Source organism: Mongoliitalea lutea (genome assembly GCF_014652135.1).
Taxonomy (GTDB): Bacteria; Bacteroidota; Bacteroidia; order Cytophagales; family Cyclobacteriaceae; genus Mongoliitalea; species Mongoliitalea lutea.
The window spans coordinates 43,283-58,926 of the sequence record NZ_BMYF01000011.1 but is presented as its reverse complement, the minus strand read 5'-3'; the positions used below and the strand labels follow the sequence as shown (position 1 = coordinate 58,926).

Annotated in this window: 14 protein-coding genes; 8 read left to right on the top strand and 6 right to left on the bottom strand. The window is 41.7% G+C overall.

Going from position 1 to position 15,644, the window contains the following annotated elements:
* Position 1 precedes the first annotated feature (1 nt).
* The 6 genes from IE080_RS10165 to IE080_RS10140 all read right to left on the bottom strand — a co-directional run bounded on the left by IE080_RS10165 (position 2) and on the right by IE080_RS10140 (position 6,437).
* Positions 2-1,927 carry an ulvan lysase-like protein gene (locus tag IE080_RS10165; RefSeq protein WP_189581651.1) on the bottom strand — a complete coding sequence of 642 codons (1,926 nt, stop codon included), beginning with the start codon at positions 1,925-1,927 and terminating at the stop codon, positions 2-4.
* A 6-nt stretch (positions 1,928-1,933) separates the two neighbouring features.
* Positions 1,934-3,232 carry a TRAP transporter large permease gene (locus tag IE080_RS10160; protein ID WP_189581648.1) on the bottom strand — a complete coding sequence of 433 codons (1,299 nt, stop codon included), beginning with the start codon at positions 3,230-3,232 and terminating at the stop codon, positions 1,934-1,936.
* Positions 3,233-3,235: 3 nt separating this feature from the next.
* Positions 3,236-3,706, bottom strand: a complete 471-nt coding sequence (locus IE080_RS10155) for a TRAP transporter small permease (RefSeq protein WP_189581645.1) — start codon at positions 3,704-3,706, stop codon at positions 3,236-3,238.
* A 62-nt stretch (positions 3,707-3,768) separates the two neighbouring features.
* Positions 3,769-4,752 carry a TRAP transporter substrate-binding protein gene (locus IE080_RS10150; protein WP_189581642.1) on the bottom strand — a complete coding sequence of 328 codons (984 nt, stop codon included), beginning with the start codon at positions 4,750-4,752 and terminating at the stop codon, positions 3,769-3,771.
* The gene (locus tag IE080_RS10145; RefSeq protein WP_308428168.1) at positions 4,749-5,408 is read right to left on the bottom strand and encodes a beta/alpha barrel domain-containing protein; all 660 of its coding nucleotides are present in this window, start codon (positions 5,406-5,408) and stop codon (positions 4,749-4,751) included. Before IE080_RS10145 ends, IE080_RS10150 begins: the two co-directional genes overlap by 4 nt.
* 33 nt (positions 5,409-5,441) lie before the next feature.
* Positions 5,442-6,437, bottom strand: a complete 996-nt coding sequence (locus IE080_RS10140) for a sugar kinase (protein WP_189581639.1) — start codon at positions 6,435-6,437, stop codon at positions 5,442-5,444.
* Positions 6,438-6,541: 104 nt separating this feature from the next.
* On the opposite strand from IE080_RS10140, the gene IE080_RS10135 reads away from it, so the two are divergent.
* From IE080_RS10135 to IE080_RS10100, 8 genes are all read left to right on the top strand, one after another.
* Positions 6,542-8,188 (top strand): UxaA family hydrolase, encoded by a 1,647-nt coding sequence (locus tag IE080_RS10135; protein WP_189581636.1) that lies wholly within the window; start codon positions 6,542-6,544, stop codon positions 8,186-8,188.
* 56 nt (positions 8,189-8,244) lie between these two features.
* Entirely contained in the window at positions 8,245-9,450 is a 1,206-nt protein-coding gene (locus IE080_RS10130; protein WP_189581633.1) for an alginate lyase family protein, read from the top strand.
* Between the two features lie 70 nt (positions 9,451-9,520).
* Positions 9,521-9,799, top strand: coding sequence for a hypothetical protein (locus IE080_RS10125; protein WP_189581630.1), 279 nt, complete (start codon positions 9,521-9,523; stop codon positions 9,797-9,799).
* 291 nt (positions 9,800-10,090) lie between these two features.
* Positions 10,091-10,930 (top strand): 5-dehydro-4-deoxy-D-glucuronate isomerase, encoded by an 840-nt coding sequence (gene kduI, locus IE080_RS10120; RefSeq protein WP_189581627.1) that lies wholly within the window; start codon positions 10,091-10,093, stop codon positions 10,928-10,930.
* A 2-nt stretch (positions 10,931-10,932) separates the two neighbouring features.
* Positions 10,933-11,715 (top strand): gluconate 5-dehydrogenase, encoded by a 783-nt coding sequence (locus IE080_RS10115; protein WP_189581624.1) that lies wholly within the window; start codon positions 10,933-10,935, stop codon positions 11,713-11,715.
* A 13-nt stretch (positions 11,716-11,728) separates the two neighbouring features.
* Positions 11,729-12,751, top strand: a complete 1,023-nt coding sequence (locus IE080_RS10110) for a LacI family DNA-binding transcriptional regulator (protein WP_189581621.1) — start codon at positions 11,729-11,731, stop codon at positions 12,749-12,751.
* A 27-nt stretch (positions 12,752-12,778) separates the two neighbouring features.
* Entirely contained in the window at positions 12,779-14,200 is a 1,422-nt protein-coding gene (gene uxaC, locus IE080_RS10105; RefSeq protein WP_189581618.1) for a glucuronate isomerase, read from the top strand.
* Positions 14,201-14,206: 6 nt separating this feature from the next.
* A complete protein-coding gene (locus tag IE080_RS10100; RefSeq protein ID WP_189581614.1) occupies positions 14,207-15,634 on the top strand; it encodes a tagaturonate reductase in 1,428 nt (475 codons plus the stop codon).
* The last annotated feature ends 10 nt before the right edge of the window (positions 15,635-15,644 follow it).

The window sequence follows — 15,644 nt, the reverse complement described above, 5'->3', positions numbered from 1 at the left end:
TTCAGGTTAAAGGCATAAAAGAAAAACTGAGCTTCAGTTTTTCCTGATGTATATTCGCACACCCGAATTTCAATGGAAATGCCTGCAAGCCTGGTGAAAAATTATAAACCCGATAATCTTCAGAAGACGCAATCAACGGAATATTAGACTGAACCGTAAGAGTACCATTTTTACTGTGACATTTGAACGAATTTGAATCTAGACTTACAACATCATCAGAAGAACAAACAACAGGAAAAATGTACTGAAGTCTACCTTCTAAATGGGCAATATCTGTCGAAATTTCTATCCAAAAATCCTTTTCCGTGACCAAATATTCAACTTTTACAGTAGGTGAGCCTTCATTAGGGACTTCTTGTTGGCCATTGACCAGTTTAGAAAAGGCTGTTATATGCAGTAAATCGGGACTTTCTTTTGAAACTAAGTTGGCGTTTAAATCAGAAATATTCCGATAAACTTTGCCTTCACGTTGCACCAATTCCAACCTTGGAGTCAGATTCATAAAATTGGACAACTTCTTTTCATCCAGCATATTGAATTTCTCCCAGCGCTGATATTCCGTCATACTCGCTGCACTGATAAATCCCTGATTAGTATGGTACAAAACTGTCAAAGCACCTCCACTCGCTTGCCCGTTGATTTCTGTTTTATAAGGCACAGCATAGGCACTGACCGTTCCTCTCCAAGGGCCTTTGGCAAATAAAATGGTGTTAATATCTTCAAATTGTTTCAATCCATCTGCCTTTTCTCTAGGTAATAAGAACTGACCACTTGGAATCTCAGGCTTGGATAAATAAAGAAGGTTAGCCAATGACTTGGCATGATTGAAGGTATGGTGGACTGAAGGATCAACTCCCGCCAAATATTCATGCGGACCTGCATACAGCAACTGATCAAATGTAGAAGCCTCCAATGCCTGAAGATTTCTGTAAACTGCCTCTGCAAAAACAGGTTCTTGATCAGCAAGAATGTAATAGCCTGGATGACATCCGTCGGATGTTCTACTTCCCCAGTAGGTCCATTTGAAACTTCTGGTACCCCAACTGTTATCCCAAGTACCGTTTGGTAGCATAAACTCCAAATGCACTCGCATGGAATGAATGGCTTTATCCAGTAATTCTTGATTTCCTACAGTCTTGGCATACAGGGCCATAGCTGGAAGGCTTTCTTCCACATTATATCCAAGGTCTACAGGGAATTGTCCAGAAGGATGCCTTTCGCGTCCGCCTTCTCCAAAAAATAAGCCTTCTGGAGTAAAATATGACATCAGGTCATTTGCCAGTTCTGCCGCACGATGGATGTATTTTTCTTCTTCAAATAGCTTTCCTAAATGATAAAAAACCCATATACCCGTTGCTGGGTAATTGATATTTCCAAAGCTGATGGTCAAAGTTTCATAGAGATAATCGGCAGCCCGCTTCAACTGTTTTTTCCAATCATCAACTGTCTCTTCTCCGAGCAAATCAGCATAATGATTAATCGCCTCCACCTTAGTCATGGCAGCAAAAACCGTGATTCCCTTCCAACTATTTGGTAAATTAGGATTGTTAAACCAACAACCTAATTCCTCTGACCAGCAGTTATGCTGCTCCCAGGCATATACATCTTTAGCTGCTCGGATATATTTGGGGTCATTGCTGTACTTGGCCATCCATAAGAAAGGAACAATCGCATCTGCGCATCTGCCTTGGTAAGCTTCATCCCCAGGGCTGTAAATTCCCCCATGGGTGATAGGATTTTCGGGGCTGTGAGTTTGATTGGCCAGTAAACCCTCACACCATTTTTCCAATAAGGATGTGCTTAGCTGCCTTATTTGTTGGTCCAATCCGCTAGCTTGCTTAGTTTCGCATGCCCCCAATAAGGATGGGAATAAGAGAATAGATGAACCTCCTAGAATACTCCTTTCGATAAAATCCCGTCTATTCATGTATCCTTAGATTAGATCAAACACCCTTGGCAACCAAAGCGTCAAGTCAGGCCATAAAGTAATGACCACCAAGCCCAGGATCATCGCAATAAAGAAGGGAACTAAAGGTTTGACGATTTTTTGAATACTCAGACCAGATACTTGAACCCCGAGAAATAAGACCGAACCAACCGGAGGCGTACATAAACCAATACACAAATTCAAAATCATGATAATCCCAAAATGTACCGGATCTACTCCTAAAGCCGTCACAATTGGTAAGAATATGGGAGTGAAAATCAATACAGCAGGCGTCATATCCATGAAAATCCCTACAAAGAGTAGAATGAGATTAATCATCAGGAGGATTACAAAAATATTATCACTCAAGCTCAACAAAGAAGCGGAAATGGATTGGGGAATATCCTCGCTTGACATCACCCATGACATACTCATGGAAGTCGCAACCAGTAACATCACGATGGCTGTAGTCTCTGAGGACTTCAACAAAATGGCAGGCACATCTTTCACTTTGAGTTCCTTGTAGAAAAAAGACAATACCAATGTGTAAACCACTGCAATAGCGGACGCTTCGGTAGCCGTAAATACACCAGCCACAATTCCACCAATAACTACAAATAGGAGCATCAAAGACGGTAAAGCCCTCCAAAACTTACTGTTCAATTCTCCCCAGCTAGTCGTCTCTCCTTTGGGTAGCTTATGTTTTTTGATAAAAATTGCAGCTGTGCCCATCAAGACCAAACCAATAAAGATTCCAGGGATGTATCCTGCTACAAATAGAGCGGCAATTGATACCCCTCCAGATGCCAAAGAATATACAATCAGCACATTGGAAGGAGGAATGATCAACCCGGTAGTTGATGATGTAATGTTGACAGCTGCCCCCAAGCCTTTAGGATAGCCTTCAGCATCCATCCGCTTTCCTAAAATACCTCCGATAGCAGAAACAGCCGCAGCGGCCGAACCCGCAATCGCTCCAAAGAGCATGGCCGCTATCACATTCACATACAATAATCCACCGGGCAATTTACCAGTCATGGCTTTAGCCAAATCAATCAGCCGCTGAGCGATGCCTCCCCTATTCATGACTTCTCCTGCCAACACAAAAAATGGAATCGCCAGTAAAGCAAAACTATCCAAACTCGTCCCCATCCGTTGGGCAATGGTAGTTGCTGAGGGCATGGATTCTACTGTTACCAAAAGGGTAAGAAAGCTGGATATCCCCAAACTCCAAGCTACCGGAACTCCTAGAATCATTAAGGTCACAAAGGACAATACCAAGATCAAAATACTGGTCCATTCCATAGCTTATGCAGTTTTGCTGGTTAATAGGGTTTGAATTTGAAGGGCTTGATAAAACACTACCAGCAAGCCACTGAACGGAATGATAGCGTATACATAGGCTAGGGGCACCTGTAAGGTCGCGGATTTTTGGCCTAATAAAAAGGTGATGTAAACTAAGTTAGCACCACCAACGATCATCACCACCAAAGCAAAAACCAAAACCGCAGCAGCGATAAACAAGAGTAGACGCTGTTTGCTTGTCCCTTCTAGTTTGTTGGGCAAGATGTCAATCGCTAAGTGCTGATTTTGTCCAGCTACATAGGCTGAACCCAACATTCCCAACCAAATCAACATGTATCGGGATAATTCGTCGGTAAAAGAGCTGGGGTTTTGTAAAACATACCTGGAAACGACTTGCCAAGTCACATTTAGGACCATTGCTGCCATCAAAAGCATGAGCGCTAGTCCTATGACTTTATCCAATTTTTGTTTCATCGATATAAGGTTTTATGGTTGTGGGTTTATGGTTAATTTTTTCTGTGGCTTTACTTGACAAGCTATTTTCTGACAGCCCGAATACGCTCTACCAGTTGATAGACTTCGGGATTATTTTGTCTTACAGACTCATACAAACTTAGCACTGCTTCCCGAAACGGTGTCTGATCAGGATAACTGATGATTACACCAGCTTTTTCCATTTCTCGCAGGGATTCTTCTACTGATTTTTCCCACAACTGATATTGATAGACAGCTGATTCATCCGCAGCTTCCTGGAGCCATTCCTTTTCTTGATCGGTCAACAAATTCCAGACCTTGGTACTGATGACAACTACATCTGGAACAGCTGTATGCTCATTGATAGAATAATATTTACAAACTTCATAATGACGAGAGGTGTACAAACTTGGAGGATTGTTCTCGGCTCCATCTACGATTCCCTGCTGCAAGGCTGTATATAATTCTCCATAAGAAACGGGCGTAGGAGAACTGCCGAAACTCTTAATCATATTGATCGCCATATTACTTTCTAACGTTCGGATTTTGAGCCCTTTGATATCATCTAGCGTTTCTACAGGCTTTTGCTTGGTATAAAAACTACGCTTGCCAGCATCGTAATAACACAGACCACGCAACCAAAACTGTTCTCCTTCCAACAACAATTCCTTTCCTACTTCACCTTTCAAAACCAAATCCCTATGGTCATCATCTTCAAAAATATACGGCATAGAAAACACCTGTATGCGTGGAGCAAAACTTTCCAAGGTGGCTGCTGAAACCTTTGTCATTCCCAAGCTGCCTATTTGAAGCAACTCTACTAATTCGCGCTCGGTTCCTAATTGGGCATTTGGATAAACTTTGATTTCCAATTGCCCATTGGATTTTTCCCGCACCAAATCAGCCATGTAGACCATTGCTTCATGTACTGGATGTGTTACTCCTAAGCCATGACCCAATTTGATTATTCGCTCACTTCGCTGACCTGTACAGGTCATAAAAAGTGGGATGTAAAGAATTGCCAACCAGTTATTCCACTTACTCATTTGCTAACTTCTTGAATGATTGTCAATGCATTTCTAATACTTGCTTGTAAGGAAACCATATCATTATCCATAATCCACTGAGGGTTGATCAATTGAGACCCCATACCTACACAATGAACACCAGCATCAAACCAAGCTGCCAGATTTTCTTGGGTGGGTTCTACACCACCGGTCGGCATTAATTTGATATCAGGAATTACCGAAAGCACCGCTTTGATAAAACCTGGTCCTAACAAGTTTCCTGGGAAAGCTTTTACCAAAGTTGCTCCCAAACTTTTGCCCTGAAACACTTCGGTCACAGTAGCGCATCCAGGAATCCAAAACACTTGATTGAAATTGCAATAACTGGCCACTTCCGAAACCAGGGCAGGTGATACTATAAAATCAGCTCCCATCAAATGGAATTTTTCAGCATCCGCCGCTGTAAGAATGGTCCCAATACCCAACAACAAATCTGGGTATTGTTCAGCATGTTGTTTCAAAGCCTGAAAAACTTCCGATGCTTCTGCTGTTCTATTGGTAAATTCAAAAACGCGTACTCCCGCTTCGTAAGAAGCATCGAGTACGCGTTTGGATGCATCGATTGAGGCATGGCTAAAAACAGGAATCATTCCTGCATTTCCCATTTGAGCGACAATCCGATTGGTATCCATCATAGTTGTATAGGTTTGAGAGAACATTGGTTAATTTTATCTGAGAAGTTTGCCTACCTGATTACCTGTCACCAATCCATGTACTTCTTCCAAAGATACCAAATTGGCATCTCCAGGAATTCCATGTTTTAAGACAGATGCTGCAAGGGCAAATTCTAAAGCATCCTGGTCTTGCATGTGTAGTAAGCCATAAATCAGCCCGGCCATATATGCATCCCCACCGCCGATTCTATCGACAATCTGTTGCATATCATAGGATTTGGAAGTAAGCAGCTCTTGACCATTCCATAAAATAGCACTTAACTGATTATGGTTAGATGAGATAGTTTCTCTTTCAGTCGTACTGATATAAGCAATAGAAGGATAATCACGCTTCGCAAGATGACAGGCTTCGACATATTCAGAGGCTTGAATATCCATGCAGTTTTCAAAATCTGTGAGGCCGGCAATCACCACATCCGCATATCGTATCAATTCAGGCATGATTTCCAATGGACTCTTGCCATAGTTCCATAGATTACGCCGGTAATTGATGTCAGCACTTACTTTTACTCCGTGCTTTTTTGCTGCTTGAAGTGCCTTCAAAAGAAAATCAGCAGCAGCCTGCGAAAGGGCTGGAGTAATGCCTGTCCAATGAAACCAAGCTGCGTCCTGAAATACCATATCCCAATCGACTTCTAAAGCATCCCAATTTGAAAACGCAGAATCAAAGCGATCATAGATGATTTTGGATGCGCGGTGCATCACCCCATTTTCAAGGTAATACAGACCTAATCTTCCATCTTGTTCATAGACATGGGTACAATCCACTTGGTGTTTACGTAAATAGTTTTTTACAGCAAGGCCTAAATCATGCGCAGGTAGAGCCGTCACGTGTTGTGCGGGTTGACCCCAATGGGCCAAAGAAATGGCTACATTAGCCTCCGCTCCTCCAAAGTGAACCTGAAATTGCGCTGCCTGCACAAAGCGCTCATGCCCGGGCGTAGAAAGCCTCATCATGATTTCTCCTATGGTGATGATTTTATTGCGCATGCCGATTGGTTTGTTTAATTGTTGAAATTACTGACTTTGCTTTTTTTCCTAAAATTATTTACTGTAAATTGTGCAATCGTTTGCGCAATATAAGAAAAAATTACATGAACGCCAGATTTTTAAAAATCCATCCAAGAGATAATGTTTTAGTGGCTTTGACCGATCTGAAACAAGGAGAAATCATTGAGTATGAAGGCAAGACATGGACACTTGCACAGGACGTCCCTGCCAAACATAAATTTACTACCGAATCAATTTCTGCGGGAAATCACATTTACATGTATGGAGTGATTGTAGGAAAAGCAAAGATGAAGCTTTCCGTAGGCCAGGTAATCACCACCCAAAATGTTACTCATGAAGCCAATTCTTTTGGCGAAAAAACGGAGATAGCTTCATGGACGGCTCCAAACATTGAAAAATTTATTAACAAAACATTCAAAGGATTTCACAGAGCAGATGGACAGGTGGGTACTGCCAATTATTGGTTAATAATCCCCTTAGTATTCTGTGAAAACAGAAACGTGGAAGTAATCAAAGATGCATTTTTAGAGGAATTGGGATTTGCCAAGCCAAATCCATACAAGTCTTTGGTGCGGCAAATGAAGGCTCTGTACCAATCTGGCAAGGTGCAAGAAATTGATACGCTAGCAGCAGAACAAAGCATAATTGAAGGAACTCATCCCTTATTTGAAAACATCAATGGATTAAAATTCTTGACCCATCAAGGAGGCTGTGGAGGAACGAGGCAAGATTCGGAGATGCTTTGCACCCTTTTGGCTGGGTACATACACAACCCCAACGTTGCCGGTGCGACCATATTAAGTTTGGGTTGTCAAAATGCACAACCTGCCATCCTTCGGGATAAATTGGAACACTTGCAGACAAATTTCCAGAAGCCAGTTTCTATTCTAGAACAACAGGTAGAAGGGACCGAAAATCAGTTGATCTCTGAAGCGATCAAAAAAACATTTTTGGGTTTGATTGAAGTCAATAAGATTCAGCGCCAAGATGCACCTTTAAGCAAATTAAGCATTGGATTAGAATGTGGTGGTTCAGATGGCTTCTCGGGTATTTCAGCCAATCCTACAGTTGGTCACGTCTCTGATTTGATAGTAGCTTTGGGCGGCAAGACCGTATTATCCGAATTTCCAGAGCTTTGTGGGGTAGAGCAGGAATTGATCAATAGATGTGTAGACAACTCCATTGCAGAGAAGTTTTCGCACCTGATGTCAGCCTATGCATCAGCAGCTGTGAAAGCAGGTTCGGGTTTTGACATGAACCCATCTCCAGGTAATATCAAAGACGGATTGATTACCGATGCTATCAAATCAGCAGGTGCAGCCAAAAAAGGAGGTACTTCACCAGTAGTGGATGTGTTGGACTACGGAGAATACCTTCAAAAAAACGGACTTAACCTATTATGTACTCCTGGCAATGACGTAGAAAGTACCACCGCCATGGCGGGTTCGGGAGCCAACATTATCCTGTTCACCACAGGTCTCGGCACCCCAACTGGGAATCCAATAGTTCCGGTGATCAAAATTTCCTCCAACACCCAACTGGCTGAGCGCATGCCTGATATCATCGATTTCAACACTGGACCGATTATCAATGGGGAAAAATCCATTGAAACTATGAGCGAAGAGTTGCTAGATTATATCATTTCAGTAGCCTCAGGCGACCAACTGACCAAAGCCCAACAATTGAATCAGGATGATTTCATTCCTTGGAAGCGTGGAGTGTCCTTGTAACACTTACGTATCAAATTATCACTAATTGACATACAACGTAACACCAAAACAAACCTATGAAAACAACCTTTGTCTTTCCTTCTTTTGTCATCACTATTTTGATTTTTGGAATTGCATTGACTAGCGATGCACAAATCCTTTCAACTCCAAATGAGTTGCAGAAAAAAATCATCCATGAGGGACGTAATCGTATCATCGAAAATGCCAACCAGTACTTGCAACAGGAACCGGTGACCGTCACTGCAAAAGTGTCCGAGCGCAGTGCAGGAGGACCCAATGATTTTTACTCAGAAGGTGACTATTGGTGGCCGGACCCCAACAATCCTGATGGACCATTTATTCAGAGAGACGGGGAGCGGTTTACGGACCGTTTTGAACATGACCGACTTGTGCTCAGAGATTTTGCTGAATATACTGCTGCCCTCAGCAGTGCTTGGCTACTGACAGGAGATCAGCGCTATGCCGACCATGCACTGACACACCTCAAGGCTTGGTTTACTAATCCTGAGACCCTGATGAATCCTCACATGTTGTATGCGCAAGCCATCCAAGGGCGGGTGACCGGGAGAGATATCGGGATTATCGACGCCTACCATCTGATTGAAGTCGCACAATCAGCCCGGGCATTGGAAATAACGAAAGCTATTCCTGATGAAGATATCAGGAGAATCAAAAATTGGTTTGGGCGCTTTATCACGTGGATGACCACCCATGAATATGGTATCGGAGAAATGAACCGACTGAATAATCATGCAACTACATGGGCGGTTACCGCCTCTGCCATGGCAAGATTTGTAGGTCATGAGGGGATCCTAGATTTGGCAAGAAACCGCTTCAAATACATCCTACTACCAGACCAAATGGCCCTTGATGGAAGTTTCCCCCAAGAACTTGGACGAACAAAGCCTTACAGCTATTCACTTTTCAACTTAGATGCATTTGCCAATTTGGCTTTTATCCTGTCTACACCCGAGGACAATCTGTGGGAGTATTATACGCATGATGGGAAATCCATGCAGTTGGGAATGAGTTTCCTGACTCCTTTTATTGAAGACAAATCAAGTTGGCCCTTTGCAGAAGATATTGATATCCACGAAAAATGGCCTATCCGTCATTCGCTGTTATTGTTTGCAGGTCTGTCTTGGCAGGATGAGCGATATATAGATCTTTTCCTAAGTTTTGATCCCCAACCTACCCACCCGGAAGTTTTACGAAATCATCCTGTGAGGCATCCTATCATTTGGATGGAAGACCTATGGTGAAGGAAAACTTAGCTAAAAGGTCTGGAATCGTACAACCGAAGAAATCATAATAATCCTAAATGAGGCAACTTTGCAACCCATTGGACAGGAAATTCCAAGGCCTGAATTTTGGCAACAAGCCCTACTTATACCCGAATCTGATTTCATCATAGCGCCTATACCCGACTTGCGCCGACTAGGTGGCCCCATGCAGGTGGAACTAATTGCTGGTTCAGGAATCTACCAAGAAAAAAATGTAAAGTATTACCTGCGTTGGGAACATGGAGGAGCCAACCGAGATCGAGAGGTTCCCAAACCTTGGCCCCAGCCAACCATGCTACGTGTTGTCAAGGTAAGTGAAGTCAGATAATTTCTAACGAACACTTATAGAGGTCAGTGAAAAGAGCACAAAGACATTAGTAAATTAAGTGCAACAAAAAGCAATCGTTTGCATACTATATCATCTTTTTTCTCGTATTGTATAGGATGGAAAAGTATATTTGTTTGGGTATTTTCAATCGGTTCAAGAACTAAAAACCATACTAAATTTGTGTTTTAAAGCCAATTTTGGAATATAATGGACAAATTCGAAACCAGCACCTTATTAAAACTTGTAAAATAATCATATATTGCGCAAACGATAGCATAAACTATAACCACGATGCATACCTTTATACATACAAGATATTCCAACCACCCCTCTGATGTTAAAAAATATGATACGGAGCAGCTGCGCGAGCATTTTGTAATTGAATCATTGTTTTCAGCTGATGAGATCCACGGAGTATATTCCTTAAATGACCGTTTGATCGTAGGCGGGATTTTCCCTCAATCCAAATCCCTTGAACTAGAAACTGTAGATCAGTTGAAGTCGACTTCCTTTTTGGAAAGAAGAGAAATAGGAATCATCAATGTGGGAGCAAGTTGCACCATAGATGTCAATGGAGAATCATTTACGTTGAATCATAAAGAAGCCCTATACATTGGCAAAGGTGCAGAAAAAGTTGTTTTTCACCCCTCAGAATCAGGAGACGCCCTCTTGTATTTTAATTCTGCACCTGCCCACACTAGCTTTCCTACTACCAAAGTTGATAAAAGTAATGCTGAAATAGTGGAACTTGGTTCAGCGGAAAATTCCAATGCACGAACTATCTACAAGTTGATTGTAAACTCAGTTGTGAGCACCTGTCAACTTCAGATGGGTATGACAGAGTTGAAAACTGGTTCAGTATGGAACACCATGCCAGCACATACTCATGATAGACGGATGGAAGCGTATTTCTATTTTGATCTGCAAGCAGGACAGACCGTTTGCCATTTTATGGGTGAACCGCAAGAAACCCGCCACATGTGGCTGACTAATCATCAAGCTATAATTTGTCCACCTTGGTCTATCCATAGTGGAGCAGGAACATCCAATTATACCTTCATTTGGGGCATGGCAGGTGAAAACTTGGACTACGGAGATATGGATATTGTTTCACCAGACCAATTACGTTGATTATGGGCGATTTATTCTCATTACAAGGAAAAGTTGCTTTAGTTACAGGAGCTACCCATGGTTTAGGAATGGCAATGGCTAAAGCTTTGGCAAAGAACGGAGCTACCTTGGTAGTCAACGGCCATACTCCCGAAAAAATGATCTCTGCTCTTCAAGAATACGAAAATGATGGAATACAAGCAAAAGGCTATCTCTTTGATGTCACCAATGCAAGTCAAGTAGCAGAAAACATAGAAAAAATCACTACTGAAATTGGCCCAATTGATATTTTGGTCAACAATGCCGGTATGATTATGCGGGTACCTGCTTTAGACATGAATCCTGATGATTTCCGAAAAGTCGTTGATGTAGACCTGGTTTCTCCATTTATCCTATCTCAAGCTGTTGCCAAGGGTATGGTTGAAAGAGGAGGCGGAAAAATCATCAATATCTGCTCCATGATGAGTGAATTGGGTAGGGATACAGTCTCGGCCTATGCAGCAGCAAAAGGCGGATTGAAAATGCTTACCAGAAATCTGGCTACTGAGTGGGCCAAATACAATATTCAAGTGAATGGAATCGGTCCAGGATATTTTGCCACCGAGCAAACCAAACCTATTCGGGTAGACGGTCACCCGATGAACAACTTCATCCTGGAAAGAACGCCTGCCGGAAGGTGGGGAGACCCCGAAGATTTGGCAGGTGTTACTGTCTTCCTAGCATCCAAGGCCAGCAATTTTGTCAATGGACAAATTATCTATGTAGATGGAGGCATACTTGCCACCATTGGTAGACCAAGAGAATAAACCCATGTGATCCATGAAAAAAGGCAAAGCAACCATACACGATATAGCCGATAAACTCAACATCACTGCCTCCACCGTATCAAGAGCCTTGAATGACAATCCAAGGATTTCTGAATCGACCAAGAAGCAAGTGATAAAAATGGCTAAGCAATTAAACTATCAGCCTAACCATATTGCCTCGGCACTTCGCAGTGGGAAAAGCAAACTGATTGGTGTGGTTGTGCCTACAGTGAATAGAAACTTTTTTTCTTCGATCATCAGAGGAGTAGAAGAAATCGCCAATGGACTTGGATACAGAGTTATTATTTCACAGTCCTATGAGGATTATGAAAAAGAAGTTGAAACCATTGAGGCCTTGTTAAATGCGCGGGTAGATGGAATTTTTGCTTCCATTGGGAAAAACACATCCAACTTTGAACATTTCCAAAAGGTATTGGATAAGAATATCCCCTTAATCCTGTTCGACAGGTTTACCAATGAACTGGAAGTCTCCCAAATCGTCATTGATGATTATCAAGCTGCCTATCAAGTGACCAAACATCTCATTACCCAAGGATGCTCAAGGATTGTTCACTTCACGAGTGCTAAAAAAATTAGCATATACAAAGATAGACTTCGTGGATATGAAGACGCCCTGAGAGATCACAACTTACCAATTGATCCTCTCTTGATAGAAGAGAGCAACATGCAGCTGGAAGATGGTCGGATATGCACAGAAAATCTCTTGAAAAAAGCCGTGCAATTCGATGCAATCTTTTCAAGTTCAGATTATGCAGCTATGGGTGCGTTACAGGTGCTGAAAGAAAAGGGCTTCAAAATCCCCCAAGAAGTCAAAATTGCTGGCTTTGGTAATGAACCATTCACCTCATTTACCGACCCTCCAATCACGACGGTTGACCAAAAAGCCATTCCTATGGGTAGAGTGACAGCGGAAACCTTTTTCGCTACTCTTAACAATGAAAAAACAGATGAAACCCAACAAAAGACAGTTCTCAAACCTGAATTGATTATCAGACAATCAACTCAGAACAAATAATCAACGACCAAAAACCTATTAATGCTTATGTTTTCTACCGCAATAACCAAGAAGAGTTTTCTTTGCGATGACTTTTTGTTAGAGTCAGAATTCGCAAAATTACTTTATCACCAATACGCTAAGGGTCTTCCAATCATAGATTATCACAATCACCTTTCTCCTCAGGAAATTGCTGAAAACAAACAATTTAGAAGCATTTCAGAAGTTTGGCTGGCAGGAGACCACTACAAATGGAGAGCTATGCGAACACTAGGGATTGATGAAAAATTTATTACAGGTAATGCCAGTGATCAGGAAAAATTCCAAAAATGGGCAGAGACCGTTCCCTACACTTTGAGAAACCCCTTATATCATTGGACCCATCTGGAACTGAAACGCTACTTCGGTATAGATGCATTATTGAATTCAGAGAATGCGCATGAAATTTACTTCCAAACCACCGAAGCCTTGCAAGAACATGCCTTTCGGGCTCAGGGATTGCTTCAACAAATGAATGTAGAGGTAGTTTGCAGTACAGATGACCCAATTGACAGCTTAGAGTTCCATAAGCTGAGCCAGAAAAATGCTGTTGTGCCCAAATTATTCCCTGCTTTCCGCCCAGATAAAGCATTTGCAGTTGAAAACCCTAAAACTTATATGGCTTATGTAGGCAAACTATCAGATGTAGTCGGGTTTGGGATCAACAATTACTCTGATTTGCTTCAGGCGTTACAAAACCGTGTGGACTTTTTCGCAGCTCATGGTTGTACGATTTCTGACCATGGACTAGAGCAACTGTATGTTTTCAAACTTGGAAAATACTCCCCAGACCTTTTATTCCAAAAACTGCTATATGGTCAAACATTAGGAGAGGAAGAAATCAACTACTTCAAGTTCCATACCTTGCTTGAACTATGTAAGATGTATCATGCCAAGGGTTGGGTACAACAATTTCATCTCGGTGCCCTCAGAAATACCAATGAGCGTATGTTGTCTAAACTAGGGCCTGATACTGGTTTTGATTCGATCGGAGATTATCCTCAAGCTTTAGGTTTGGCTTCATTTCTCAATTTGCTGGACTCTACTGACCAATTGACCAAAACCATCCTATACAACCTAAATCCAGCTTACAATGAAGTACTTGCAACCATGATAGGCAACTTTAATGATGGGTCTGTGAAAGGTAAAATCCAATTTGGTTCAGGATGGTGGTTTTTAGACCAAAAAGATGGTATGGAAAAACAAATCAATGCCTTATCCAATATGGGATTGTTGAGCTGCTTTGTTGGAATGTTGACGGATTCCAGAAGTTTCCTCTCCTTCCCAAGACATGAATACTTCCGAAGAGTTCTATGCAACTTGATTGGCAGAGATGTGGATAAAGGAGAATTACCAGCGGACGAAAAGTGGCTAGGTAAAATCATATCTGATATTAGCTACTACAATGCTAAAGCCTATTTCAATTTCTAAGCTAGCATGACAAGCCTTCAAAACCTGAACAGAACTACAGTCGAAACCACAACCCGACCTATTAAAGTGATCCAATTTGGAGAAGGAAACTTTATGCGGGGATTCTGTGATTGGATGATTGATTGTATGAATGAACGTGCAGGATTTAATGGAAATATTCAGATCGTACAACCACTTCCCCAGGGAATGGGTGATCTATTGAATTCACAAGATGGTTTATTTCATTTACTGTTACAGGGATTCTACCAAGGAAAGTCAGTCAATGAATCCAGACTGATTACCTCTGTACATGGGTGCATTAACCCCCATGAAGATTTTGAAGGTTTCAGAAATTTAGCTAAAAATCCAGACCTACAGCTCATACTTTCCAACACAACGGAAGCTGGGATTGTATTTGATTCGATGGATCGGGTTTTTTACAAAACTCCAAAGACTTTTCCAGGGAAATTAGCACTCTTATTATGGGAGCGCTACAATCATTTCAATGCAGCCCAAGACAAGGGAGTACACATCTTACCATGTGAATTGATTGATAAAAATGGAGAGGTTCTGAAAAACTGCGTGCTTCGATATGCAGATCTCTGGAGACTTCCTAGAGCTTTTTCCGATTGGATACATGAGCACAACACCTTTTACAATACGCTTGTAGATAGAATTGTACCAGGTTTCCCCAAAGAAACTGCCCAAGAAATTCAACAAGAAATTGGGTTCACCGACTCTTTGTTAGTCAAAGCAGAGCCTTTTCATTTGTGGGTCATTGAAGGTCCCAAAAGCATTCAAGATATTCTGCCTATCGAGCAGTCTGGCTTACAAATCAAAGTAGTAGATGACCTGACCCCTTACAGGACACGTAAAGTTAGAATCCTTAATGGAGCACATACGGCAATGGTTCCTTTAGCCTACTTAGAAGGACTAAGAACAGTTAGAGAGTGTATGGAAGATGTCAAGTTTTATCCAGTTTTGGAGAAAATCATCTTTGATGAAATTATCCCAAGTATGGATATGCCAATAAACGAATTGAAAGATTTTGCCAAGGATGTTTTGGACCGGTTTCGAAATCCGTTTATTCACCATGAGCTTGCCAGCATCGCATTGAATGCTGTATCCAAGTTTAAAGTCAGAGTTCTACCATCACTTGTTGGGTATTATCATAAAAATCAACAACTTACCGCTACCTTAGTCAAGTCGCTTGCAGCATTAATTTTGTTTTACAAAGGTGACTACCAGGATATAAAACTTCCGGTCAATGACAGCCCTGAAATCATAGCTTTTTTCAGCTCCGTCTGGAATGAGCCTAGTGAATTATCAGAAAAAGTCGACAAAATTCTATCCAACGAAAGTTTATGGGGAGAAAATTTAGGTGCAATTAAAGGTTTGAAATTAGCAGTGGAACAAGAATTATTGAACTACCTGAGTGAAGTGGAAGCTAATTAAATGTAAAAAG